Raw genomic sequence first — 23,371 nt, forward strand, 5'->3', positions numbered from 1 at the left:
CCGCGAAGGCCGCGGCCGAAGCGGCGGCGAAGGCGGCCGCGGAGAAGGCGGCGGCCGAGCGGGCTGCCGCGGAGCGTGCCGCGGCCGAGAAGGCTGCCGCCGAGCGTGCCGCAGCGGAGAAGGCCGCCGCGGAGCGGGCCGCCGCCGAGCGGAGGGCGGCCGAGGAGTCGGCGGCCGAGGTGACGGTGCAGACGCCGGTCGTGAACCTCGGCAAGGACTCCGGTACGGCCCCGGCGGCGGACGGCGACGCCCCGACCGTCTCGCCGAACGAGGTCACCGTGCCCACCCCCGTCGTCCGGCCGGAGGGCCCGCGCCCCGAGGCCGAGACGGCGGTCCTGCCGCAGGTCCGGGACCCCCGGGCCGCCGACCCCCGGACCGCCGCCCTGGACGAGACCGCCGTGCTGCCGCCCGTACGGGACGAGCGGCGGGACGAGCGGCGCGCCGATCCGGCGGACCGGGTGCCGCGGGACTTCTTCCGGGACGAGCGGGAGACCGGCGCGGCGGGGGCGAACGACGTCACCCGCGAGCTGCCCCAGCTCGACGAGCGGGGCCGGCCGCGCCGCCGCTCGGACTGGGCCGAGGAGACCCCGCTGGACGACCTGCCCACGCTGGCGGACGAGCTGTTCGGGGCGTACGACGACGAGAACGACGAGAACGACGAGGACGGCGGGGACGGGCCCGGGAAGGACGGCCGCCGGCGCCGCTGAGGCCCCGCGCCGGACCGGGCTGTCAGTCGGCTGCCCCACAATGGAGGGCGTACCTTCAGGAGGGGCAGACATGGCCGTATGGGACGACCTGGTCGGACAGCAGCGGGTCGAGGAGCAGCTCGCCGCCGCCGCGCGGGACGCCGACGCGCTGGTCACCGCCCAGGCCGCCGGCGAGCCCGGCCCCGAGGCGTCCAAGATGACGCACGCCTGGCTCTTCACCGGCCCGCCCGGCGCGGGCCGGGTGGACGCCGCCCGGGCGTTCGCGGCGGCCCTCCAGTGCGTGAGCCCCGACCGGGCGCTCGGCGGGGCGCCGGGCTGCGGCTTCTGCACCGGCTGCCACACGACGCTGATCGGCACCCACGCCGACGTGACGACGGTCTCCGCCGTCGGCACGGAGATCCTCGTCAAGGACATGCGCGACACCGTCCGCAAGTCGTTCACCTCCCCGGCCAACGGCCGGTGGCAGGTCATCCTCGTCACCGACGCCGAGCGGCTCAACGAGAAGTCGGCCAACGCCGTCCTGAAGGCCGTCGAGGAGCCCGCGCCGCGCACGGTCTGGCTGCTCTGCGCGCCCTCGGTCGAGGACGTCCTGCCGACGATCCGGTCCCGCTGTCGCCACCTGACCCTGCGCACCCCGCCGGTCGAGGCGGTGGCCGACGTGCTGATCCGGCGCGACGGCATCGAGCCGGCGATCGCCCACGCGGCGGCCCGGGCCACCCAGGGCCACGTCGACCGGGCCCGGCGGCTCGCCACCGACGAGCGGGCCCGCGCGCGGCGGGCCGTCGTCCTCAAGCTGCCGCTGCGGGTGGCGGACATCGGGGGCTGCTTCAAGGCCGCCCAGGAGCTGGTGGACGCGGCGGCGGAGGACGCGAAGCAGGTCGCCGAGGAGGTCGACGCCAAGGAGACCGAGGAGCTCAAGGCGGCGCTCGGCGCCGCCCAGGGCGGCCGGATGCCGCGCGGCACGGCCGGGATGATGAAGGAGCTGGAGGAGAAGCAGAAGCGCCGCGGCCGGCGGACCCAGCTGGACAGCCTGGACCTCGCCCTCACCGACCTCACCGGCTTCTACCGGGACGTGCTGGCGCTCCAGCTGGGCGCGCGCTCGGAACTGGCCAACGAGGACGTGCGGGACGCGGTGGAGCGGATCGCCCGCGACACCACCCCGGAGCGGACCCTGCGCCGGGTGGAGGCGGTCCTCGCCTGCCGCGCGGCCCTGGACCGGAACGTGGCCCCGCTGCTCGCGGTGGAGGCGATGACGATGGCGCTGCGGGACTGAGGCCGGGGCCGGCCGGGCCGCCGGCGATTGGACACGGTCCGTACCCGTCCGGATACGCTCCGGGAATGGACTCCAGGCGCTTCCTCCGTACCTCCGCCGCGGCCCTCGCCGCCGCCGGGCTGATCCTCTCCGGCTGCACCGGGGGCAGCGACGCGGCCGCGCCGGCGGGGTCCGCGACCGGGGCCGCCTCGCCGTCGCCCTCGCCCGCGGCGCTGAAGAAGTACTACGGGCAGAAGCTCGCCTGGCGGGACTGCGGGGTCGAGGGCTTCCAGTGCGCGACGCTGCGCGCCCCGCTCGACTACGCGAAGCCGGACGGGCCCGGCATCGAGCTCGCCGTCTCCCGGGTGCGGGCCACCGGCCCCGGCGAGCGGATCGGCTCGCTGCTCGTGAACCCGGGCGGGCCGGGCGGCTCGGCCGTCGACTACCTCCAGGGGTACGCGGGCGTCGGCTACCCCGAGCCGGTGCGGGCCCGCTACGACATGGTGGCCGTCGACCCGCGCGGGGTCGGCCGCAGCGAGCCGGTCGACTGCCTCACGGGCCCCGAGATGGACGCGTACACACAGGTCGACCAGACCCCGGACGACAAGGCGGAGACCGCCGCGCTCGAAGCCTCCTTCAAGCGGTTCGCGGCGGGGTGCGAGAAGCGGTCGGGCCCGGTCCTGGCGCACGTCTCCACGGTGGAGACGGCCCGGGACATGGACATCCTGCGGGCGGTGCTCGGCGACGAGAAGCTGCACTACGTCGGCGCCTCGTACGGCACCTTCCTCGGCGCCACCTACGCCGAGCTGTTCCCCGGGCGGGTCGGCCGGCTCGTCCTCGACGGGGCGATGGACCCGTCGCTGTCGGCGCTCGACCTCAACCGGGACCAGACGGCCGGCTTCGAGACCGCGTTCGGGGCCTTCGCCGCCGACTGCGTCACCCGGCCCGACTGCCCGCTGGGCACCGGCTCGGCCCGGGAGGCCGGGGAGGCCCTGAAGAAGTTCTTCCGCGACGCCGACGCCACCCCCGTCCCCACCGGCGAGGACCGCGCGCTGGGCGAGTCCCTGGCGACCACCGGCGTCATCGCGGCCATGTACGACGAGGGCGCCTGGCCGCAGCTGCGGGAGGCCCTGACCCGGGCGATCGGCGGCGAGGGCTCGGCCCTGCTGGCCCTCGCCGACAGCTACTACGAGCGGGACCCGGACGGCTCGTACGCGAACCTCATGGCCGCCAACGCCGCCGTGAACTGCCTCGACCTGCCCCCCGCCTACCGGGGCCCGGCCGACGCGGAGAAGGCCGTCCCCTCCTTCGACGCGGCCTCCCCGGTCTTCGGCACCGGCCTCGCCTGGGCCGCCCTGAACTGCACCTACTGGCCGTCCCCCGCGACCGGCCGCCCGCACCGCATCACCGCCGAGGGCGCAGCCCCCATCCTCGTCGTCGGCACCACCCGCGACCCCGCCACCCCCTACAAGTGGGCCGAGTCCCTCGCCGGCCAGCTCTCCTCCGGCACCCTCCTCACCTACGAGGGCGACGGCCACACCGCCTACGGCCGGGGCAGCGACTGCGTCGACACGGCGATCAACGCCTACCTCCTGGAAGGCACCCCGCCCGCCGACGGAAAGCGCTGCTCATAGCCCCCGGAACCGCCCGCTCCGGCCGTGGTCGGAGCACTCCCGGAAACTGTGTAGACTTGGCGACGCTGCTGCACCCACCATGGTGTCGCGCAGCACGCCGCCTTAGCTCAGTTGGCCAGAGCAACGCACTCGTAATGCGTAGGTCTCGGGTTCGAATCCCGAAGGCGGCTCACTCTGGAACCCCAGGTCGGAAGCTTCTGACCTGGGGTTTCGTGGTGTTCGGGCCGGGTTCGGGCCGTTTCGAGGGCAGGGGGAAGCATGGGCGGGAGCGAGCTGGCCGTGACCGAGCGGACTCGGTTGCGGCGGATGCGGGAGAAGGGGTCGTACCGGCGGGAGGACCTGGACGCGGTGCTGGGCGCCGGGTTCCTGTGCCACCTCGGGGTGGTCGTGGACGGGACGCCGATGGTGGTGCCGACCGCGTACGGGGTCGAGGGGGACCGGCTGTACGTGCACGGGTCCGTGGCCAGCCGGAGCCTGGTGCAGGCGCCGGGGAGCACGGTGTGCGTGACGGTGACGCACGTGGACGGGCTGGTCCTCGCGCGGTCGGTGTTCGAGCACGGGGTGAACTACCGGTGCGCCATGGTCTACGGCGTCCCCGAGGTGGTGACCGACCCGGAGGAGAAGCTGCGGGGGCTGCGGGCGCTGACCGAGCAGAGCAGCCCGGGGCAGTGGGAGTACGTGCGCCGGCCCAGCCGGAAGGAGCTGGCGGCCACCGCGCTGCTCGCCCTCGACCTCACCGAGGCGTCGGTGAAGACCCGGAGCGGGCCGCCGGACGACAGCGACTCCGCGGACGCGGAGCTGGGGCTGTGGGCGGGGGTGCTGCCGGTGGTGACCGCCTTCGGCACGCCGGAGCCCGACCCCGCGCTGCCGGAGGAGCTCGCCGCCGCCGTGCCCGGACACATCGCGGAGCGGGCCGGCCGGCGGGCCGACGGCGGGAAGGGCTAGGCCGCGGGGGAGAGACGGCTCAGGGCGTGGCTATCGCCAGGCGGGAGAGGTGGGGCGGGTCGGCCAGGACGTCGACCGAGGTGATGGGGCCGGCCGGGGCGGTGAAGACGTAGACCGCCTCCGGGGCGCCGGCCAGGGCCGGGGCGCCGTCCACCAGGACGGGGCGGGCCACCGCCGCCCGCGCGGCGAGGACCCGGGCGACCGCCGGGGCGCCGTGGGCGGGCCGGACCCCGCCGCGCACCGCCCCGTGGTCGGCCCGCAGCACCGCGTCCGGGTCGAGGAGGGCGCGCAGCGCCGCCGTGTCGCCCTCCCGGGCGGCGGCGAGGACCGCGTCCACCGCCGCCCGGAGCCGTGCCGGATCGGGCGCGGGCATCTCCTCGGCGCCCCTGACCCGGGCCCTGGCGCGGGCGCCGATCTGGCGGACCGCCGCCGGGCCGCGCTCCAGGGCGGGGGCGAGGTCCTCGTACGGGACGCCGAAGAGGTCGTGGAGGACGAGGACGAGCCGCTCCGCCGGGGTCAGGCCGGGGGAGCCGGGGGCTTCCGCCCAGGGGTCCCACGGGTCGGTGCGGCGGGCCTCGCGGGCCCGGAGCCGGCCGAGGCAGACCCGGGCCAGGACGGACTCCGGGGGCGGGCCCGGGTCGGGGACGGGGCCCGGGCCCCGGCGCGCGCCGGGGCGGGGGCCGTACGCGGCCAGGACGCCTTCGGTGGTCCGCACCGCCCGGTCCGCCTCGGCGGCGGAGCCGAGCAGGCCGCGGGCCATCGCCCGCAGCCCGGTGCGCGTGGGGCCGTCCACGTCAGTCGCCGTGCCCGGTGCCCCCGCTGCCGAATCCGCCGCTGGAGATGCCGCCCCACTTGCGCTTCTCCTCGTTCGGAGGCTCGGGGGAGGTCTCCGTGCCGCTGTCCTTGAGCTGGTACGGCATGAGCCGGTGGGCGCCGTCGGTGTGCGGCATCTCGGCCGGCCGGCGGTACTCCGACATCTCGCCGGGGAGCGCGCCGGTGTCCGGGCGGTGCGGCTGTTCCTCGGGTTCCGGTGGGCGGGGCTCGCGGGTCCGGACCCGGTAGCCGAACCAGAAGGCCGTGATCAGGACGGCGACGAGGACCAGGCCGCCGAGCACCTGTGCCAGGCCCGACTGCCAGACTCCAGCGGCCAGGACCTCTGCTGCGCTGAGAGTGTTCATACAACAGGATTACCCGATTCCACTTTTTTGGATGCGTCCGCGGTCGAGTTCGCTGAAACATTTCCCCGGGCCCATCGCGTCGAAGGGGTGTACGGCACGACAGACACATCCGGCGGTCGCGCAGGGCGTCCGCCCGTGACCCCGTGCGACCGCCAGGGAGAGGAGGGGCATGAGAACGTCCCGCGTGGACGGGTTCCTGGAGTTCGCTTCGGCCCGCACCGGCCAGCTGTTCCGCTCGGCCTGTCTGCTGACCAGCGGCGACGTCCACCTCGCGGAGGACCTCACGCAGGAGACGCTGGGGAAGATGTACGCCCTCTGGGGGCGCGCCTCCCGGCTCGGCAACCCCGCCGCGTACGCCCAGACCGTTCTCGTCCGCACGTTCCTCAGCCACCAGCGGCGGCGCTCCGCGACCGAACGCCCGCTGGGCGAACTGCCCGACCACACGCCGGACGACGGCGGCGACCCCCTGCTGCGGATCGCCCTCCTCGACGCGCTCGCCGCGCTGCCCCCGAAGGACCGGGCGGTCGTGGTGCTGCGCTACTGGGAGGACCGCAGCGTCGAGGAGACCGCCGACGCCCTGCACACCAGCTCCGCGGCCGTCCGCACCCGCTCCACGCGGGCGCTCGGCAAGCTGCGGCAGCGACTCGGCGGCAGCATCGCCGAGTTCGCCGCCCGCTGAGCGACCGCCCGTCCGCCGGGCCTTCTTCCGGGCCGTCCGCCGACGCCCGTCACCCCGATCCGCACCTCCGAAGCAGAGACGGTGATCTCGCCATGCCCCAGAACGAACACCACGACCCCGAGGCCGGGTTCGCCGACGAGCTCGGCCCCGCCCTGCGCGCCACCGGCGAGAGCTTCGCCCTCGACGGCCGGCCCGAGCTGGTCTCCGGCGGACTCGCCCGCGGCCGGCGCCGGCTGCTGCGCCGCCGCCTCGCCGTCACCGGCGGCGCCCTCGCGCTCGCCGCCGTCGGCGTCGGCGGCGTCTACGCCGGCACCGTCGTCACCCCCGACGGGCCGGCGGGGAAGGCGTCCGTGGCGGCGGCGCCCGAGGGCGGCGGGCAGGGCGCGGGCGGGACGGCGGCCACGACCCCCGAGGGACCGAAGCCGACCGCCGACACGCTGAAGCCGGGGATGGCGGAGATCCCCCTCTCCGAGATCGCGGACGTCGTCAAGGCCCACACCCCCGCCGGAACGTGGCGGTTCGACGGCCTCGACGGCACGGGCCAGGGCCTCAGCGGGACCTACGACGACGGGCGGGGCGAGGCCGCCTTCGGCGTCTTCCTCAGCCGTGCGGGCCGCGGACCCGAGGCCGGCGCCGACATGGTGACCTGCCCCGACCCGGTCTTCACCCCCCACGACGACTGCGACGAGGGGAGGCTGCCCGACGGCTCCCGGTGGATGGTCGTCCAGGGGTACGAGTACCCCGACAAGCGCGAGGAGACGAAGAACTGGCGGGCGACCCTGCTCACGAAGGACGGCTTCCTGATCGACGCGAACGAGTACAACGCGCCCGCCCAGAAGGGCGCCGAGATCAGCCGTGAGAACCCGCCCTTCACCGCCGACCAGATGAAGGCGCTCGTCAGCGCCGAGGCGTGGCGGTCGCTGCTGAAGCGGATCCCGCCGCTGCCCACCGCGCCCGCCGGGCCGGGGAAGGGCGGCGTGCCGGAGAAGGTGCGCGAGCTGCCGCCGGAGGTCACCGGCAACGCCGTCCCCAACACGCTGCGCTCCCTGATGCCGAAGGGGGTCACGGTCGTCACCAAGGGCGGCGAGGGCCAGTTCGGCTACGTGGTCGTCGACGACGGCAAGGGCAAGAGCCTCGTCCAGGTCAACGTCCAGTACGGCATGGGCGACGTCGCCGGCGACCTCTACGGCTCCGGGGACGTCACCACCCTGCCCGACGGCCGCAGGGTGAAGCTCTCCCAGCAGCCCGGCGAGAAGGGCGGCGCGGGCGTGGTCTGGTGGACCGCCGACACCATGACGGAGGACGGCTTCCGGGTCGTCGTCGGCGCCTTCAACACCGGCTCCCAGCACGAGGACGCCACCCGGGCGGAGCCCGCGCTCACCATGGAGCAGCTGAAGGCGATCGCCCTCGACCCGAAGTGGGCGAAGCTGCCCGCCAAGTAGGGGGCCGAGGCGGGGGAAGCGGGGGAACGGGCGGTGCGCGGGCGCTACTTGGCGTCCGCGTACCGCTCCACCGTCGCCGTCGTGAAGGGGAAGCGGACCGGCGTCGGCCCGAAGGCGATCCTGCCCGCCTCGTCCCCGGCCGCCCGGATCGCCTCCGTCACCGCCCCGGCCTCCTCCGCCGGACAGTGCACGATCACCTCGTCGTGCTGGAAGAAGACCAGCTCGGCCCGCATCCCGGCGGCGCAGAGCGTGCGGCGCAGGGCCGCCAGCATCAGCAGGGCCCAGTCGGCGGCGCTGCCCTGGACCACGAAGTTGCGGGTGAAGCGGCCCCGCGCCCGCGCGTTCCCCGAGGCGTAGCCCGGGGTGAAACCGCCCTCCTCCACGGGCTGTTCGGGGCCCTCCTGGGGGATGCCCGCCTCGTCGTCGTCCCCGGCGCCGGCCGCCCTCGGACTGGTCCGGCCGAGCCAGGTGCGGACCAGCCGGCCCTCCTCGCCGGCCTTCGCCGCCTCGTCGACGTAGGCGACCGCGCGGGGGAAGCGGCGGCGCAGCGCCGCCAGGTTCTTCAGGCCGTCGCCGCTGGTCTGGCCGTAGATCGCGCCCAGCAGGGCGATCTTGGCGTGGTCCCGGTCGCCGGAGAACGCCCGGTCGGACAGGCGGGTGTACAGGTCGTCGGGGTGCCCGGCGACCTCCATCAGGCCCGGGTCGCGGGAGATCGCGGCCAGCACCCGCGGCTCCATCTGGTCGGCGTCCGCGACCACCAGCCGCCACCCCTCGTCGGCGACGACCGCGCGCCGGATCACCTTCGGGATCTGGAGCGCCCCGCCGCCGTTGGTCGTCCAGCGGCCGCTGACCGTGCCGCCCGGCAGGTACTCCGGCCGGAACCGGCCGTCGCGCACCCAGTCCGCCAGCCAGGACCAGCCGTGCGCCGTCCAGATCCGGTACAGCTTCTTGTACGCGATCAGCGGCGCCACCGCCGGATGGTCGATCTCCTCCAGCTCCCAGCGTCGGGTGGACCGCAGCCGGACGCCGGCCCCCGCGAACGCCCGCACCACGTCGGCCGGCAGGTCCGGCCGGACCCGGCGGCCGAAGGCGGCCGACACCTCGTCCGCCAGCTCCGCGAGGCGGCGCGGCTCGCCGCCGCCCGCGTACCGCTCCCCGAGCAGGTCGTGCAGCAGCTCCCGGTGCACGTCGGCCCGCCAGGGCAGCCCGGCCCGGTGCATTTCCGCGGCGACCAGCATCCCGGCCGACTCGGCGGCGGTGAGCAGCCGCATCCGGCCCGGGTGCTCGGCCCGGTCGTGGCGGCGCTGCTGCTCCGCGTAGACCGCGAGGAGGCCCTCGAAGGGGACGGGGGCGGCCGGCGCCGGCTCGAAGAGGGAGTCCTGCGAGCCGGGCTCGGCCGCGCGCTGCGGCGGGTCGGGCGGCACCGGGGCGTCGCGCAGCCGGGCCCAGGCGGCGGCGGCCGAGCGGGGCTCGCCGAGCCGGCCCTCGTGCCCGAGGAGCAGCTGCTCGGCGGCCTCGACGTCGTAACACCGCTCGACGCGGACCCCGGCGGCGAGCAGCCGCGGGTACACCTCCGCCGTCGACCGCCACACCCAGCGCGCCACCCCGGGCCGGGACCGGACGGCCGCGGCCAGGTCCGGCTCGCGGCGCACCTCCCCGGCGGGCGCCCCGTCCGGCCCGAGGGGGACGAGGAACGCGCCCTCCCCCTCCGGCTCCGGCGCCAGCGCCCACCTCTCGCTCATGGGTGCGAGTCTGGCACCCGCCACTGACAGCGGCGGCGCACGACATCCGCGACCGGCGGAGGAGGGCTCAGGCCGCCGCGTGGAAGAGGGCCGCCGCCTCGCCGCGGGAGGCGACGCCGAGCTTGCCGAGGATGTTCGCCACGTGGAACTTCACCGTGGACTCGCTGATGTGCAGCTCCCCGGCGATGCGGCGGTTGCGGTGGCCGAGCGCCAGGTGCCGCAGGACCTCGGTCTCCCGCTCGCCGAGCGACGCCAGCGGATGGGCGGCCTCCACCTGGGGGGCCGGGGAGGCCAGCGGCAGGACGGCCGTCATGGTCGTGCCCCAGTTCGGGACGGCCTCGATCTCCAGCCGTCCGCCGAGGACGTCCAGCCGGTCCCGGACCGTGCCCGCCCCGAGCTCGCAGGAGGCGAGGGCGCCCGGCCCGTCGTCGCGCACGGCCGCCAGCAGCTCGTCCTTGGTCAGCTGCCAGCCGACGTGCACCCGGCTCAGGCCCTCCTGGTCCAGGGCGATCAGGAGCAGCGACCGGACGATGGACCGGGCGGCGTGCGCCACGTCGGCGGGGAGCGAGCGGTTCTCGTCCGGCGGCCCGAGTTCGAGCCGGACCGGGCTGTGCCGGAGCATCGGCCGGAGCTGGTCGGCCAGCCGCCCGAAGGCCCCGCCGGCCGGCTCCTCGGCGATCTCCCGGTCCTGCCGCCGGGTGGCGTGGGCCTCGACGAGCGCGGTGGCGGCGAGTTCGGTGGCGGCCGCCCGGGCCGCCGTGTCGTCCAGGCTCCCGCTGCGGAGCACCGAGAGGAGGCCGGAGAGGGCCGCCGCGTGGGCGGTGGTCAGTTCGGCGGTGACCCGGGCGCGGGTGTCGGCGGCGGTGCGGGAGCGGGCCAGCGCCCCGGGCATGGCCTCGACCGCGAACCGGTCGAGGTGGGCGGTCACCAGGTTCCACAGCCCCTGCGCCAGGGCCCGTTCGTCCGGCCCGGCGGGAGCGGCGCCGTCCTCCCGCACCAGGACGAGCAGCGAACGGCGGGCGGTGGCGTCGCTCGTCACGGCGAGGACCGTCCGGGGCCGGCCGCCGAGCCGGGCCGTCCCTTCCCAGGGCTCGCCGGGCACCCCGGTGGCGAGCAGCGGCGCCAGATCGGCGGTGGTGAGGCCGTCGGTCGCGCCCGTCCTCTTGAACGGCGAGTGCGCGCAGTGCGTGGAGAGTTCGGCGGCGCCGAGGTGCGGGACGAGCGGCGCGAGCGCGGCGGAGAGCCGCCCGAGGACCTGGTCGAGCGGGCTGCGGAGGATCTCGTACGCGGTGGTCAGCGTGAGCGGGTCCATGACGGCCAGCGTAACCAGCGGGCGGCCGCGGGCGGCTGGTCTTTCGGCCAGGCGGTACTGGCCGGAGGACGGGCCGGGAAGGGCCGCCGCCCGGCGCAGGCTTGACCGTGCCGGACAGTGAACGCGCCGACAGGGAGAGCGACATGACGACGGGGACGACGGGGACAGCGGGGACGACGGGGACGACGGGGGGAGCGGGGACGACGATGGAAGCGATCGTGTTCGAGGAGTTCGGCGACTCCGGGGTGCTGCGGCACACGACGGAGGCCGAGGTGCCGGTGCCGGGCCCCGGTCAGGTGCGGCTGCGGGTGGCGGCGGCGGGCGTCAACCCGATGGACTGGAAGGTGCGTCGGGGGCTGCTGGAGGAGTTCTTCCCGACGACGTTCCCCGCCGTGCCGGGGATCGAGGTGGCCGGCACGGTCGACGCGCTCGGCGAGGGCGTCACCGGACTCGCCCTCGGCGACGAGGTGTTCGGCTGGTCGGCGACCGGCGCGTACGCCCGGTACGCCCTCGCCGGCAACGTCCTGCCGAAGCCGGCCGGCCTGTCCTGGGAGGCGGCGGTGGGCCTGCCGGTCGCCGGCGAGACCGCGGCGCGGGTGCTGGCGGAGATCGGCGTACGGGAGGGCGAGACGCTGTTCCTGCACGGCGCGGCCGGGATCGTCGGCACCATCGCCGTCCAGCTCGCGGTCGCCGCGGGCGTCACGGTCGTCGGCTCGGCGTCCGAGCCCAACCACGCGTACCTGCGGGGGCTCGGCGCGGTCCCGGTCGCGTACGGCGACGGGCTCGCCGACCGGGTGCGGGCCGCGGCCCCGCGGGGCGTCGACGCGGTCTTCGACGCGGCGGGGCACGGGGTGCTGCCGGTCGCGATCGAGCTGCTCGGCGGGGAGGGGGCCGCGGACAAGGGGCGGATCGCGACGATCGCGGCCGTGGACGCGGCGGAGCACGGCATCGCCTACAGCCTTCCCGAGCAGGACTTCGACCGGGTACGGGCCTGGCTGACCGCGCAGGCGGAGGGCGTCCTCGCGGGCACGCTGAAGCTCCGGCACGCGGAGACCCTCCCGCTCAAGGAAGCCGCCCGGGCGCAGGACCTGAGCGAAACGGGCCACGTCCGCGGCAAGCTGGTCCTGACGCCGTAACCCCACGCGCGCTGCGCCCGCCGTTTCGTTGTGGGCAATCGTTCCGCAAAGGGCGGAACGGGTGGGCACAACGGAACGGCACCCTTAGCGGTGCCTCCGCGACCGGGCCTGGACCCGCACCGGTACGGAGCCGTACAAGGGGTGCGGGTCCAGGCGCGGAAAGCCTTGGCCCGGCACGGGGCGCCGTCCCGTGTGCCCACCCTCCCCCAAGGACTTCGTCCAGGGGGACCCCCAGCCCTAGCGGAACGCCTGCCCACACACGGGGGGTGGGGCGGTGGCCCGGCTCCGACCCCGGCCACCGCCCTGTTCCACGATCGCGGGTCAGCGGGTGAGGCGCCACGCGGGGAGGGCCGACGCGGCGACGGCCACCACCGCGCACACCCCCGCCGCCGCGCCCGCCCAGGCCCAGGGCACGGTCAGGACGACCGGCGCGGAGAGCGCGGCGAGGCCCGCGCCGAGGGCGCCGAGGACGGCGGCGGTCACGCCGAGTCCGAGGGCCGTGCCGATGGCCACCGCGAGCAGCGACTCGCCCGCCACCGCCCGCAGCGCCTGGAGGCGGGTGGCGCCGGCCAGCCGCAGCGAGGCCAGCTCCCCGCCCCGGACGGACGTGGCCATGAGCAGGGTGCTCGCCAGGGCGATCACCGTGTAGAGCAGCACGAGGCCGAGGAGGAGGCGCAGGCCCAGCCGGGCCGCCCGGTTCGCGGCCGGCGGGGTCGCGGAGGACCCGTCCGCCGTGGGCAGGGGGCGGTTCGACTCCAGGCGGTCGAGCGGGGCGCCGGGCGCCTGGGCGCGGGTGACGTACGGGCCGTTGTCGCCGGTGCCGCGGGCCAGGACGGCCGCCACCCGGAGCCGTACCGGTCCGCTGCCGTCCGCCCGCCACACCTCCACCTCCTCGCCGACCCGCCGCCGCTCGAACTCCTCGTTGACGACGATCGACCGGTCGTCCAGATCCCGCAGGTCGCCCGCGACCACCGGGAGCCGGGCGAGCTCGGCGAAGGCCGCCGGGTCGGCGACCGCGCGGGCCCGGTACTTCACGACCGCCTCGGCGCCGTCCCGTACGAAGAGGGAGGTCGGCCCGGAGGCGGCGACGACCGTGCCGGCCGGAGCCGCCTCCGGGAGCTCCACCCGCCGGCCCTCGACGACGTACGGGGCCGCCGTCCGGTCCCGCGCCTCCGTCTCCTTCGCCCGCGCCACGCTCTCCGACGCGCCGAACAGGGTCCCCGCCAGCGCCACGGTCACCAGGACCGGCGCGGCGACGGCGGCGGTGCGGCGCACGGCGGCCGCGCCGTTCTCCCGGACGAGGAGCCCGACCGCTCCGCCCCGAGGGACCGGCAGGAGCCGGGCCGCGGGCCGCACGAGGAGCGGGGCGAGCAGGGCGGCGCCGCCGATCAGGAGCATCGGCAGGGTCGTGTACGTCTTCCGCTTGAGCAGCGCCTCCGGTTCGGTGGCGTACGTCCACACCAGCAGCCCGAGCCCGGTCAGGAGCAGCCCGGCACCGAGCAGCGCCCGGCCCGGCGGCAGCACGTCCCGGTCGACGTCCGCCTCGCGCAGCGCGGCCGTCGGGCCGGTCCGCCCGGCCCGGTGGGCGGCGGCGGCCGCCCCGGCGAGGGCGACGCCGAGCCCCGTCCAGAAGGCCACGTGGTACGGCCATCCGGCGCTCCCGCCGAGGGCGGACGCGAACCAGCCCGGCGCCAGGTCCCGGGCCACCAGCGCCCGTGCCATCGGCGGCGCGGCGAGGCCGCCGAGCGCGCAGCCCGCCGCGGACGCGGTCACGCCGAGCACCGCCGCCTCGGCGAGCAGCAGCCGGCGGACCTGGCCGGGGGTGGCCCCGGCGGTGCGGAGCAGTCCGAACTCGCGGCGGCGCAGCGCCACGGAGAAGGCGAAGACGGAGGCGACGACGAAGACGGAGACGAAGGCGGCGACACCGCCGGCGGTGCCGAGGAGGGCGGTCAGGCCGGTGAGTTCGTGGCCGTCCCGCTCGTGGCCGGGGTCGGCGCGGCGGCGGTCGGCCCCGGTGAGGACCTGGGCCCGGTCGCCGACGAGGGCGCGGACCTCCTCGGCGGGCGCGTCGAGTCCGACGGCGTCGGGGCGTTCGGCGCCGGCGCGTCCTGCGTCGGGCCGTCCGCCGCCGGCCGGCGGCTCCTCCGTCACGGTCCAGCGGGCGCGCAGCTCCCGCAGCAGGGCCGTGTCCACAGGCTGTGGACGGTCGAGCGGCCGGGAGACGAGCGCCGTTCCGGGGCCGCGCCGGACCTCCACGGTCAGGGTGTCCCGCCCGAGGACGACGACGGGGGAGGACGCGAACCGCTCGGGGGCGGGCGCCGGCGGGTCCAGGGCGGCGGCGAGCCCGAGACCGGTCGCCGTGAGCAGCCCGACGCCGAGCACGAGGGCGAGGAAGCCGCCCAGGAACGAGGCCCACCGGGCCCGCAGCCCGCCCAGTACGACGCTCAGCATGCCGCGGCCCCCACTTCCGCGGCGCCCGCTCCCGCGCGGGTCCCCGGTCCCGCTCCCGGCCCCGCCGGGCGCAGGCCCGCGAGCCGGGCCGCCACCTCGCCCGCCGTCGGCGCGGCGAGTTCGCCGGCCAGGCGGCCGTCGACCAGGAAGACGACCCGGTCCGCGCGGGCCGCGGCGACCGGGTCGTGGGTCACCATCACCAGCGTCCGGCCCTCCTCGTCCACGAGGGAGCGGAGCATGTCCATCACCTCCGCGCCGGTCGTGGAGTCGAGCGCGCCGGTCGGCTCGTCGCCGAAGAGGACAGGGGGGCGGGCGATCAGCGCCCGGGCGATGGCGACCCGCTGGCACTGGCCGCCGGAGAGCTCGGCGGGCCGGTGCCTCTCGCGGCCGGCCAGGCCGACCCGGGCGAGCGCCGCCCGGACCTCGCCGCGCGCCGGGCGGCGGCCCGCGAGACGGAGCGGGAGGGCCACGTTCTGCGCGGCCGTCAGGGTCGGCAGCAGGTTGAAGGACTGGAAGACGAAGCCGATCCGGTCCCGCCGCAGCAGCGTCAGCCGCCGCTCGCTCAGCCCCTCCAGGGCGGTGCCCGCCACCTCGACCCGGCCCGCGTCCGGGCGGTCGAGGCCGGCGGCGCAGCGCAGCAGCGTGGACTTCCCGGAGCCGGAGGGGCCCATGACGGCGGTGAAGGTCCCGGCGGCGACGTCGAGGTCGACGCCGTCGAGGGCCCGGACGGCCCCGTGCCGCCGGACGAGCCCCCGGAGCCGCACGGCGGGGGAAGGGGAAAGGGAAGGGGTGCTGGTCATGGCTCCAGCGAACCGTTTCGCCCGGGTCCCGGTCACGCCGTCTGCCGGGCGTCCCGGGGTGGGGCCAGACCTACCCTCCGGGGGCGGGGCCAGGCGTACCCCCGCCGCCCTGAGACCATCGGAGGAGGCCGGACACGAGGCACGGAGAGGGCGGCGGACCATGCGGCAGGAAGAGCGGGGGTCGACCGTCGAGCGGGCGCTCGGGGCGGCCCTGCACACCGGGGACGACCGCTCCCTCGACACGGCGGCCTCCCTGCTCGCCGCCGACCCGGCCGCCGACGCCGGTCTCGCGCGGCGCGGCGAGGAGTTCGTCCGGACGCTGTGGGAGCGCGGCTGGCAGCCCGCCGACCTCGCGCGCGCGGTCCGCCGCGAGCTGGCGGAGGAGCACCTGCGGCTGCTCGGCGGCCTCGTGCGGGCCGAGACGGCCCGGTACGCGACGCTGCCCCGGCGCTGGCGGGAACAGCTCGACGCGCTGGAGACCGGGGACGGGCCGGGGGCCGCGGACCGCTTCTCGCACGCGACGGCCGTCCTGGAGCTGTACCGGCTGCTCGTCCGGCTGCCCCGGCTCGACGCGGTGGGCCCCGTACCGGGCGCGACGCTGCCGCCGGCGGCGGCCGGGGAGCCCCGGACGCTCGCCCGGATCCGGGCGCTGCTCGCCAAGGCCGAGGCCACCGGCTACCCGGAGGAGGCGGAGGCGCTGACCGCGAAGGCGCAGGAGCTGATGGCCCGGCACAGCCTCGACGAGGCGGGCCTCGCGGCCGGGGCGCCGTCGCCGCAGACGCCCGGCGCGGTCCGGATCGGCGTGGAGCCCCCGTACGAGCAGGCGAAGGCGATCCTGCTCGACGCGGTGGCGACCGCCAACCACTGCCGGGCGGTGTGGAACGAGGCGTACGGCTTCTCGACCGTCGTCGGCTTCGAGGCGGACCTCGACCCGGTCGAGCTGCTGTACACCTCGCTCCTCGTGCAGGGCACGACGGCGATGACCCGGGCGGAGGCGGAGCAGCGCAAGGGCGGCCGCAAGCGCACCAAGTCCTTCCGGCAGTCCTTCCTCCTCGCGTACGCGAACCGGCTCGGCGCCCGCCTGGCGGCGACCTCCCGGCGGGTGGCCGCCGAGGCCCCGACCCTCCTCCCGGTCCTGGCCTCCCGGGAGGTCGCGGTGGCCGCCCGCACGGACGAGCTCTTCCCGGAGACGCGGGCCACCCGGGTCCGCGCGATGTGGGACGAGGACGGCTGGAACCACGGCGCCACCGCCGCCGAGTCCGCCGCCCTCACCCCGGACCGGGCCCGTCTCGACCGCCGCGCCCGAGGCTGAACCGCTGGGCGAAATGTCGGATCACGGGGGGATCGTCGCTACGCTCGGCCCATGAGCTGGCTCCGGGCGCTGAGGGAGACCGCCCGCTCCGGACTCACCGTCGAGCGGCGGCGGCTCGCCCCCGCCGCCGCGGCCCGGGGCGCCCTCGGGCTCGCGCTCGTCATCGGCTTCTCGCTGGCGCTCTTCGGGCCGGCCGTCGCCGCCTCCTCCGCCTTCGGCGCCTTCCAGGCGGCCATCGCGACCTTCCAGCGCTCCTGGCGGCCCCGGCCCACCCTCGCGCTCGCCTCCGGCGGCAGCCTCGCCGTCTCCACCTTCCTGGGCTACCTGGTCGGCTCCCGCGCGGCCCTCTTCCTCGCGCTGCTGCTCCTGTGGACCTTCCTCTCGGGGCTCGCCTGGGCGGTCGGCCCCACGGCCGGCCTCATCGCCTCCTCCAACGTGGCGATCATGCTGGTCACGGTCACCCTGCCCACCTCCGTGGCGACCGCCGCCGGCCACGCCGCCATGATCTTCGCGGGCGGGGTCGTCCAGGCCGCCCTGGTCGTGCTGCTGCCGGTCCGGCCCTGGGGCGCCCAGCGGGACGCCCTCGCCGACGCGCTCGCGGCGGAGGCGGACTACGCCCGCCGGCTGCGCCACGACCCGGTCGCGCCCTTCGACCCGGTCCCGCTCATGACCGCCCGCAGCGCCGCCGCCGTCACGCCCCGGCAGGCCCGCCGCCGCCCCGCCGAACTCCACGGGCCCCGGCGGCTCGCCGAGCGGATCCGGCCCGTGCTCGCCTCGCTCGCGGACCCGGCCGTCGGCGCCCCCGCCGAGGGGCCGCAGCGGGACCGGGTCCGCGAGCTGCTGGCCGCGGCGGCGGAGGTCCTCGACGCCGTCGCGCACGCCATCCGGCACGGCCGGCCGGTCCGGCTGCCCCCGGCCGCCGTCGCCGCCCTGCGCACCCCCGACACCGGCACGGTCCTCTCCGGCCGCTCCCACCGCGCCGCCCTCCGCCTGGCCGCCCTCCTCGGCGACGTCGTCGAGGCGGTCGAACCGCGCACGGAGACGGAGCCGGGGGAGCCGAGACCGGGGGAGCCGAGGCCGGGGGAGGCGGCACCGGGGGAGAGGGAGCCGGGGGACGCCGGGCTCGTCGCCCGGAGCCGGCCCGGTCTCCTCAGGCTCGCGCCGCTCGTCGTCGCGAAGGCGCGGGCCGAGGTGCGGCCGGGGTCGCCGGTCCTGCGGCACGCGCTCCGGGTCTCCGCCGTCACCGCCGCCGGCTACCTGCTCGGTCTGGTGCTGCCCTTCGGGCACGGCTACTGGGCGCCGATGACCTCCGTGATGGTGATGCGCCCGGACTTCTCGCAGACGTACGCCCGCTCGGTGGCCCGCTTCGGCGGCACCCTCGTCGGGGTCGCGCTCGCCACCGCCGTGGTGCGGGCCGCGCACCCGGGGACGTACCTCCTGGCCGGCCTCGCCGTCCTCTCCGCCTTCGGCATGTACCTGCTGATGAGGACGGGGTACGCCGTCAGCCAGGTCTGCGTCGCCGCGTACGTCGTCCTCCTCCTCGGCATGGAGGGCTCCGGGGTGACCCAGACCGTGCGCGACCGGGTCCTGCTCACCCTCCTCGGCGGCCTCCTCGCGATGCTCGCCTACGCCGTCTACCCCGCCTGGGAGACGCCCCGGCTGCGCGGCCGGCTCGCCGACTGGCTGACCACCTCGGGGCAGTACGCGGCGACCGTCGCCGCCCGGTACGCCGACCCGGCCGGGCCCGGCAGCCCCGACGTGCGCGAGGCCCTGCTCGCCGCCCGCGCCGCGCGCGTGGCCTGGCAGGACGCCCTGGGCCGGGCCGGCCACGAACCGGTGCGGCACCGGGGGCTCTCGCACGCGGCGGCCGAGGGCGCGGGTCACGCGCTCGCCGAGTTCGGGCGGGCCGCCATGCTCCTGGAGGCCCACCTCCCCGAGCGCGGCGCCCCGCCCCTGCCCGCCGCCGAGGGTCTCGCGGAGGCGCTGCGCGAGGCGACCGAGCGGGGCGCGAAGGCCGTCCGCGAGCGCCGGGTCCCCGCCTGGGACGACCTCCGCGCGACCGTCGCCGCCTGGGACACCGAGGTCACCGACCCGCTGCTGCGGAAGGCGGCGCACCTGCTCCTCGCCGCCCTGGACGAACTGGCGGCGGCGCTCGCCGACGCCTGAGCGGCCGCCGCCGGTCCCTCCCTCCGGAATTCTTCCGACGGCCTGTCATCCGAACCCCGCACTGAGGGAGTTGAGAAGGGTGGAAGACCGTCCGGAACCAGGAGCGAACCCATGAAGAAGCGTCTCTTCGCCGCGGGAGCGGCCGTGACGGCGGTGGTGGCCGCCGCCGCCCTCGCCGCCCCGGCCACCGCCGCCCCGGCCTCCCCCGCCACCGCCGTCTCCGTCCCCTCCTCGCCGGTGCAGAAGGTCCGCTCCGGCGAGCGCGTCGACGCCGGCGACGGCTACACGATCTGGCTCACCCGCGAGGGCAAGCACTGGACCGGCCCGGACGGCTTCGAGCAGTTCCGCAGCGTCGTCGACGGCAACCTCGACCTCTCGCGGCCCGCCCTGAGCCACCAGGGCGAGGGCACCTTCCACTCCGGCGTCTACGGCGGTCCCGAGGCCGCCGGACGCGTCGAGGTGACCGACGCCGAGGGCCGCGTCACCCGCGCGACCCTGCTCCAGCTGCCCGGCCGGCCGGGCTGGGGCGTCTGGTACGCGCACACCGCGCCGTCCGACCGCGACGTCTCCGTCGCCTTCTACGCCCAGGACGGCCGGCTCCTCGTCGAGCTGCCCGCCATGGACGTCTGACGGGCCGTCCAGCACGCTCGGCGGGGCCCGGCACGGGGCGGGCCCCGCCGCCCCGCCTCCCGAACGCGAGGTCCGCCACCGTGACGCACCCACCAGCGCCAGACCCGGCACCGGAGCCGGAGCCCGGGACCGGGGCGGAGACCGGCGCCGACGCCGAGTTCGCCGCCTTCGCCGTCGCCGCCTGGCCCCGGCTCGTGCGCACGGCCCAGCTGCTCACCGGCGACTTCCACGAGGCCGAGGACCTGGTGCAGACGACCCTCGCGAAGGTGTACGGCCGCTGGGGCAAGGTCCCGCGCGACGGCCTCGACCTCTACGTGCGCCGCGCCCTCGTCAACAACAACCTCAGCCGCCTCCGCCGCCGCCGGGTCGCCCACCTGCTCGTCCCGGTCCTGCCGGAACCCGCCCGGCACCGGGACGCCGGCCACGCCGAGCACGTCGAGCGGCGGGCCGAGCTGCTGGAGGCGCTCGGGGACCTGAGCGCCCGCCAGCGCACCGTGATGGTCCTGCGGTACTGGGACGATCTGACCGAGCAGGAGATCGCCGACGTCCTCCAGTGCTCGCTCGGCACGGTCAAGACCCACGCCCGGCGCGGCCTCGCCGCGCTGCGCGCCCACCCCCGGCTCGCCGCCGGCCCGCCGTCGCTGTCCGGCCCGCCCCTCCGCACCCCCTACGGAGCCCGCCCATGACCCCCGCCCCCGACGCCGCAGGCGAACCGGCCACCGCCGGCGCGCGGGACCGCGCGCCCCGGTCCGAGGACGGCCCCGGCGCCGCCGACGCCTGGGACGACCTGCTGCGCGCCGAGTTCGGCCGGGCCGCCCACGACGTGACGCCGGGGCCCGCGCCCCTGGCGGCGGTCCTCCGCGCGGGCCGCGCCCGCCGCCGGCGCCGTACCGTCGCCCTCTCCGTTCTCGCCGTCCTCGGCGTCCCGGCGGCCGTGGCGGCCGGGACGGCCCTGGTCCGCGACCCGCATCCGGCCGCCGGGCTCGCCGCCCCGCCGGCCCGCCCCGCCGCCTCCGCCCCTCCTGCCTCCGGCACCCCTTCCGTACCTTCCGCCTCCGGCGCCCCCTCCGTACCGCCTTCCTCCGGCGCCCCCTCCGTACCGCCTTCCTCCGGCGCCCCCTCCGTACCGCCTTCCTCCGGCATCCCCTCCGTGCCGCCCGCCTCCGGCGCCCCCTCCGTGCCGTCGGTCCCGCAGGTCCCCGTCGGCACCTCGCGGCTCCCCGGCGCCCCGGTGCGGACCGTCGCGGCGGGGGAGCGGGTGGCCGCCGCCCCCGGGTGGACGGTGTGGCTCACGGCGCGGGGCAAGCACTGGGAGGGTGGCGAGGACGGCCTCGAACAGTTCCGCAGCGTCACCGACGGCAACGTCGACCTGAGCACCCCCGGCCTCAGCCACCAGGGCGAGGGCACCTTCCACTCCGGCCTCTACCACGGCACCCGGGCCGCCGGCCGGGTCGAGCTCGCCGACGCCCGGGGACGAGTCGTCGAGGCCGCCCTCCTGGAGCTGCCGGGCAGCCCCGGCTGGGGCGTCTGGTACGCCGTCACCCCCGACGAGGCCCCCGTCGCCCTCCGCCTGTACGACCGCGCGGGCCGCCTCCTGTCCGAGCTCCCGGCCGTCTGACCCGCGCGGCCCCGCCGGGAACCATCGCCCCCGTGCTCCCGTCCCCCCGGATGAGAAGATCGCGGGGGCGTTTCCGGGCGACCTGACATCGTTGGCACGGTGCGTGGCGTATCGGCTACGCCACGCCTCGTGCACGTGCATCTGCTCATGCAGCGGCATATGAACGCAGCTATGATCCGGGGAAGTTGACACCTGTACCAAGCAACTCGGGGAGCTTCCGGTGCACCACGCGGACCACGCGTACAACGGCATGGCGGCCACGGAGCTGCGGGGCGTCGTCTGGCAGAAGAGCAGGCACAGCAACTCCCAGGGCTCGTGCGTCGAGTTCGCCAAACTGCCGGGGGGAAACGTTGCCGTGCGCAACTCCCGCCACCCGGACGGCCCGGCGCTCGTCTACACGCCGGCCGAGATAGAGGCGCTCCTGCTGGGCGTGAAGGACGGGGAGTTCGACCACCTCGTGTGAACCGGCGCCGAGAGCGTCTCCCCGGGAACGTCTCCCCGGGAACGTCTCTCCGGGAGCGTCTCTCCGGGAGCGTCTTCCGGGAGGTCTCCCCGGGCGAGGTCTCCCCGGGCACGGAGAAGGGCCCCGGCGGTGACCGCCGGGGCCCTTCTCCCGTACGCGCGAAGGCCCTACTCCTCCGGGCCGACCCGGAAGAGCGCCCACACCACCTTGCCCTGGAGGGTCCCGGCGAGCGGGTGCCAGCCCCAGCTGTCGCTGAACGACTCCACCAGGAACAGGCCGCGCCCCGACTCGGCGGAGAAGTCCTCCTCGCCGCCGCGCGCCTCCGGGCTCTCCCGGCTGGGGTCGCGCACCGCGCACACCAGGCGGGAGGCCCAGCGCATCAGGTGCAGCCGGACCGGCGGGCCCTGCGGTTCGTCCGGGCGCCCGGCGTCCGGGACGCCGTGCCGCAGCGCGTTGGTGACGAGCTCGGAGACCACGAGGGCCACGTCGTCGAACCGGTCGGCCAGGTCCCAGCGGTCGAGCGTGGCACTGGTGAACTTCCGGGCCCCGCGCACGGCTTCGTACCGGGCGGGCAGGGCGCAGGAGGCGGAGGTGGAGACGGCGCCGGGATCGATCGGCGGGAGACCCTGCCGTAAAGGCTCGAGCACGGTCGATCCATTCGTCCCCATGCGAGGCACTCCCGGGAATCGCGGCGGTGGTGCGACAACGGTGCGAAGCGGTGCGACAACACGACAACACGAACGAGTGCGCGGCTGCGCGGGGTCCATGGTTCCGAATGCGCCCACGGGATGCAAGGGCAGATGCACGTGCACGCGGTGAAGGGTGCCGGACCTGTCCGACCCTGTGGCGAATCTGTGGAAATCTTCTTGACGGCGGCGTGTCCGGTTCTCGTCCGCCGAGGATCCCACGCGTCCCCTTCCGTAACCAGATGTGTACGCGCTGAAGCGTTTGGTGGCAGAATCCGGGGCTCGACGGGGGCTCGTCACCGTGAAGGGGAGGCTGGGAGCCGTGACCGCAGGCGAAATGAACGGAGCGGGCGGGAGCGTCGTCCGGCGCATTCTGCTGGGCTCCCAGCTGAGGCGCCTGCGCGAGTCGAGGGGGATCACCCGCGAGGCGGCCGGGTACTCGATCCGCGCCTCCGAATCCAAGATCAGCCGCATGGAGTTGGGAAGGGTGAGCTTCAAGGCCCGGGACATAGAGGATCTGCTCACTCTCTACGGCGTCACCGAGGAGACCGAGCGCGGCGCGCTCCTCGGTCTCGCCCGCGAGGCCAACCTCGCCGGCTGGTGGCACAGCTTCGGCGACGTCCTGCCGGGCTGGTTCCAGACGTACATCGGCCTCGAAGCGGCCGCCTCCCTCATCCGCGTCTACGAAGTGCAGTTCGTGCACGGTCTGTTGCAGACCGAGGCGTACGCCCACGCCGTCGTCTCCCGGGGCATGCCCGGCGCCTCGCGGGCCGAGATCGACCGCCGCGTCGCCCTCCGCCTCGAACGCCAGAAGGTGCTCGTCTCCGAGCACGCCCCGCACTTCCACGTCGTCCTCGACGAGGCCGCGCTGCGCCGTCCGTACGGCGACCGGGACGTCATGCGCGGCCAGTTGAAGCACCTCATCGAGGTCTCCGAGCACCCGGGGGTCACCCTCCAGGTGATGCCCTTCAGCTTCGGCGGGCACGCCGGCGAGAGCGGCGCCTTCACCATGCTCAGCTTCCCCGAGTCCGACCTCTCCGACGTCGTCTATCTGGAACAGCTCACCGGCGCCCTCTACCTCGACAAGCGGGAGGAGGTCGGCCAGTACGCCGCCGTGATGGAGAAGCTGGCGAAGGACAGTCCGGATCCGGCCGAAAGCCGTGATCTTCTCCGTGGCCTCCTCCAACTCTCCTGAGACATCAGTACGATGACGGCGCA

General features: G+C 76.5%; 20 protein-coding genes, 1 tRNA gene and 1 pseudogene. 15 read left to right on the forward strand and 7 right to left on the reverse strand.

Features of this window, described 5'->3' with window-relative positions:
* From AB0E83_RS20960 to AB0E83_RS20980, 5 genes and pseudogenes are all read left to right on the forward strand, one after another.
* Positions 1 to 707 (forward strand): annotated as a pseudogene (locus tag AB0E83_RS20960) (dTMP kinase); the annotation flags it as partial.
* Between the two features lie 70 nt (positions 708 to 777).
* The gene (locus AB0E83_RS20965; RefSeq protein ID WP_362113738.1) at positions 778 to 1,980 is read left to right on the forward strand and encodes a DNA polymerase III subunit delta'; all 1,203 of its coding nucleotides are present in this window, start codon (positions 778 to 780) and stop codon (positions 1,978 to 1,980) included.
* Between the two features lie 65 nt (positions 1,981 to 2,045).
* Positions 2,046 to 3,593 (forward strand): alpha/beta hydrolase, encoded by a 1,548-nt coding sequence (locus tag AB0E83_RS20970; protein WP_362113741.1) that lies wholly within the window; start codon positions 2,046 to 2,048, stop codon positions 3,591 to 3,593.
* A gap of 96 nt (positions 3,594 to 3,689) precedes the next feature.
* Positions 3,690 to 3,763, forward strand: a tRNA-Thr gene (locus tag AB0E83_RS20975).
* Between the two features lie 88 nt (positions 3,764 to 3,851).
* Positions 3,852 to 4,538: a pyridoxamine 5'-phosphate oxidase family protein gene (locus tag AB0E83_RS20980; protein ID WP_362113744.1), complete on the forward strand. Its 687-nt coding sequence runs from the start codon at positions 3,852 to 3,854 to the stop codon at positions 4,536 to 4,538.
* 19 nt (positions 4,539 to 4,557) lie between these two features.
* Here AB0E83_RS20980 and AB0E83_RS20985 read toward each other — a convergent pair whose 3' ends face one another.
* Together AB0E83_RS20985 and AB0E83_RS20990 are read right to left on the reverse strand one after the other, a co-directional pair.
* The gene (locus tag AB0E83_RS20985) at positions 4,558 to 5,331 is read right to left on the reverse strand and encodes an RNA polymerase subunit sigma-70 (protein WP_362113747.1); all 774 of its coding nucleotides are present in this window, start codon (positions 5,329 to 5,331) and stop codon (positions 4,558 to 4,560) included.
* Position 5,332: 1 nt separating this feature from the next.
* Complete coding sequence (locus AB0E83_RS20990) at positions 5,333 to 5,716, reverse strand: DUF6479 family protein (RefSeq protein WP_362113750.1); 384 nt, start codon at positions 5,714 to 5,716, stop codon at positions 5,333 to 5,335.
* A 169-nt stretch (positions 5,717 to 5,885) separates the two neighbouring features.
* Here AB0E83_RS20990 and AB0E83_RS20995 point away from each other — a divergent pair, with 169 nt between their 5' ends.
* Together AB0E83_RS20995 and AB0E83_RS21000 are read left to right on the forward strand one after the other, a co-directional pair.
* A complete protein-coding gene (locus AB0E83_RS20995; RefSeq protein WP_362113753.1) occupies positions 5,886 to 6,395 on the forward strand; it encodes a SigE family RNA polymerase sigma factor in 510 nt (169 codons plus the stop codon).
* 92 nt (positions 6,396 to 6,487) lie between these two features.
* Complete coding sequence (locus AB0E83_RS21000; protein ID WP_362113756.1) at positions 6,488 to 7,837, forward strand: hypothetical protein; 1,350 nt, start codon at positions 6,488 to 6,490, stop codon at positions 7,835 to 7,837.
* Positions 7,838 to 7,881: 44 nt separating this feature from the next.
* Here AB0E83_RS21000 and AB0E83_RS21005 read toward each other — a convergent pair whose 3' ends face one another.
* Together AB0E83_RS21005 and AB0E83_RS21010 are read right to left on the reverse strand one after the other, a co-directional pair.
* Positions 7,882 to 9,579 carry a bifunctional 3'-5' exonuclease/DNA polymerase gene (locus AB0E83_RS21005; RefSeq protein WP_362113759.1) on the reverse strand — a complete coding sequence of 566 codons (1,698 nt, stop codon included), beginning with the start codon at positions 9,577 to 9,579 and terminating at the stop codon, positions 7,882 to 7,884.
* A 67-nt stretch (positions 9,580 to 9,646) separates the two neighbouring features.
* Positions 9,647 to 10,891: a LuxR C-terminal-related transcriptional regulator gene (locus AB0E83_RS21010; RefSeq protein WP_362113762.1), complete on the reverse strand. Its 1,245-nt coding sequence runs from the start codon at positions 10,889 to 10,891 to the stop codon at positions 9,647 to 9,649.
* 206 nt (positions 10,892 to 11,097) lie between these two features.
* Here AB0E83_RS21010 and AB0E83_RS21015 point away from each other — a divergent pair, with 206 nt between their 5' ends.
* Positions 11,098 to 12,027: an NADP-dependent oxidoreductase gene (locus AB0E83_RS21015; protein ID WP_362113765.1), complete on the forward strand. Its 930-nt coding sequence runs from the start codon at positions 11,098 to 11,100 to the stop codon at positions 12,025 to 12,027.
* A gap of 321 nt (positions 12,028 to 12,348) precedes the next feature.
* On the opposite strand, the gene AB0E83_RS21020 is transcribed toward AB0E83_RS21015, so the two are convergent.
* Together AB0E83_RS21020 and AB0E83_RS21025 are read right to left on the reverse strand one after the other, a co-directional pair.
* Entirely contained in the window at positions 12,349 to 14,478 is a 2,130-nt protein-coding gene (locus AB0E83_RS21020; RefSeq protein ID WP_362113768.1) for an ABC transporter permease, read from the reverse strand.
* Positions 14,472 to 15,278 (reverse strand): ABC transporter ATP-binding protein, encoded by an 807-nt coding sequence (locus tag AB0E83_RS21025; RefSeq protein WP_362113771.1) that lies wholly within the window; start codon positions 15,276 to 15,278, stop codon positions 14,472 to 14,474. The genes AB0E83_RS21020 and AB0E83_RS21025 overlap by 7 nt, the downstream gene beginning before the upstream one ends.
* Positions 15,279 to 15,438: 160 nt before the next feature.
* Here AB0E83_RS21025 and AB0E83_RS21030 point away from each other — a divergent pair, with 160 nt between their 5' ends.
* The 6 genes from AB0E83_RS21030 to AB0E83_RS21055 all read left to right on the forward strand — a co-directional run bounded on the left by AB0E83_RS21030 (position 15,439) and on the right by AB0E83_RS21055 (position 21,467).
* Positions 15,439 to 16,590, forward strand: a complete 1,152-nt coding sequence (locus AB0E83_RS21030; RefSeq protein ID WP_362113773.1) for a DUF2786 domain-containing protein — start codon at positions 15,439 to 15,441, stop codon at positions 16,588 to 16,590.
* Positions 16,591 to 16,641: 51 nt separating this feature from the next.
* Positions 16,642 to 18,756, forward strand: coding sequence for an FUSC family protein (locus AB0E83_RS21035; protein WP_362113780.1), 2,115 nt, complete (start codon positions 16,642 to 16,644; stop codon positions 18,754 to 18,756).
* Between the two features lie 111 nt (positions 18,757 to 18,867).
* Entirely contained in the window at positions 18,868 to 19,386 is a 519-nt protein-coding gene (locus tag AB0E83_RS21040; protein WP_362113783.1) for a hypothetical protein, read from the forward strand.
* An 80-nt stretch (positions 19,387 to 19,466) separates the two neighbouring features.
* Positions 19,467 to 20,072, forward strand: coding sequence for a SigE family RNA polymerase sigma factor (locus tag AB0E83_RS21045; protein ID WP_362113785.1), 606 nt, complete (start codon positions 19,467 to 19,469; stop codon positions 20,070 to 20,072).
* Entirely contained in the window at positions 20,069 to 21,004 is a 936-nt protein-coding gene (locus AB0E83_RS21050; protein WP_362113788.1) for a hypothetical protein, read from the forward strand. The genes AB0E83_RS21045 and AB0E83_RS21050 overlap by 4 nt, the downstream gene beginning before the upstream one ends.
* 250 nt (positions 21,005 to 21,254) lie before the next feature.
* Positions 21,255 to 21,467 carry a DUF397 domain-containing protein gene (locus tag AB0E83_RS21055; protein ID WP_030219358.1) on the forward strand — a complete coding sequence of 71 codons (213 nt, stop codon included), beginning with the start codon at positions 21,255 to 21,257 and terminating at the stop codon, positions 21,465 to 21,467.
* Positions 21,468 to 21,634: 167 nt separating this feature from the next.
* Here the strand turns inward: AB0E83_RS21055 and AB0E83_RS21060 are convergent, their stop codons facing one another.
* Positions 21,635 to 22,135 carry an ATP-binding protein gene (locus tag AB0E83_RS21060; RefSeq protein ID WP_362113791.1) on the reverse strand — a complete coding sequence of 167 codons (501 nt, stop codon included), beginning with the start codon at positions 22,133 to 22,135 and terminating at the stop codon, positions 21,635 to 21,637.
* Between the two features lie 340 nt (positions 22,136 to 22,475).
* Here AB0E83_RS21060 and AB0E83_RS21065 point away from each other — a divergent pair, with 340 nt between their 5' ends.
* Positions 22,476 to 23,348: a helix-turn-helix transcriptional regulator gene (locus tag AB0E83_RS21065; protein WP_362113794.1), complete on the forward strand. Its 873-nt coding sequence runs from the start codon at positions 22,476 to 22,478 to the stop codon at positions 23,346 to 23,348.
* Positions 23,349 to 23,371: the final 23 nt, after the last annotated feature.

This window comes from Streptomyces sp. NPDC035033 (genome assembly GCF_040636735.1).
Taxonomy (GTDB): Bacteria; Actinomycetota; Actinomycetes; order Streptomycetales; family Streptomycetaceae; genus Streptomyces.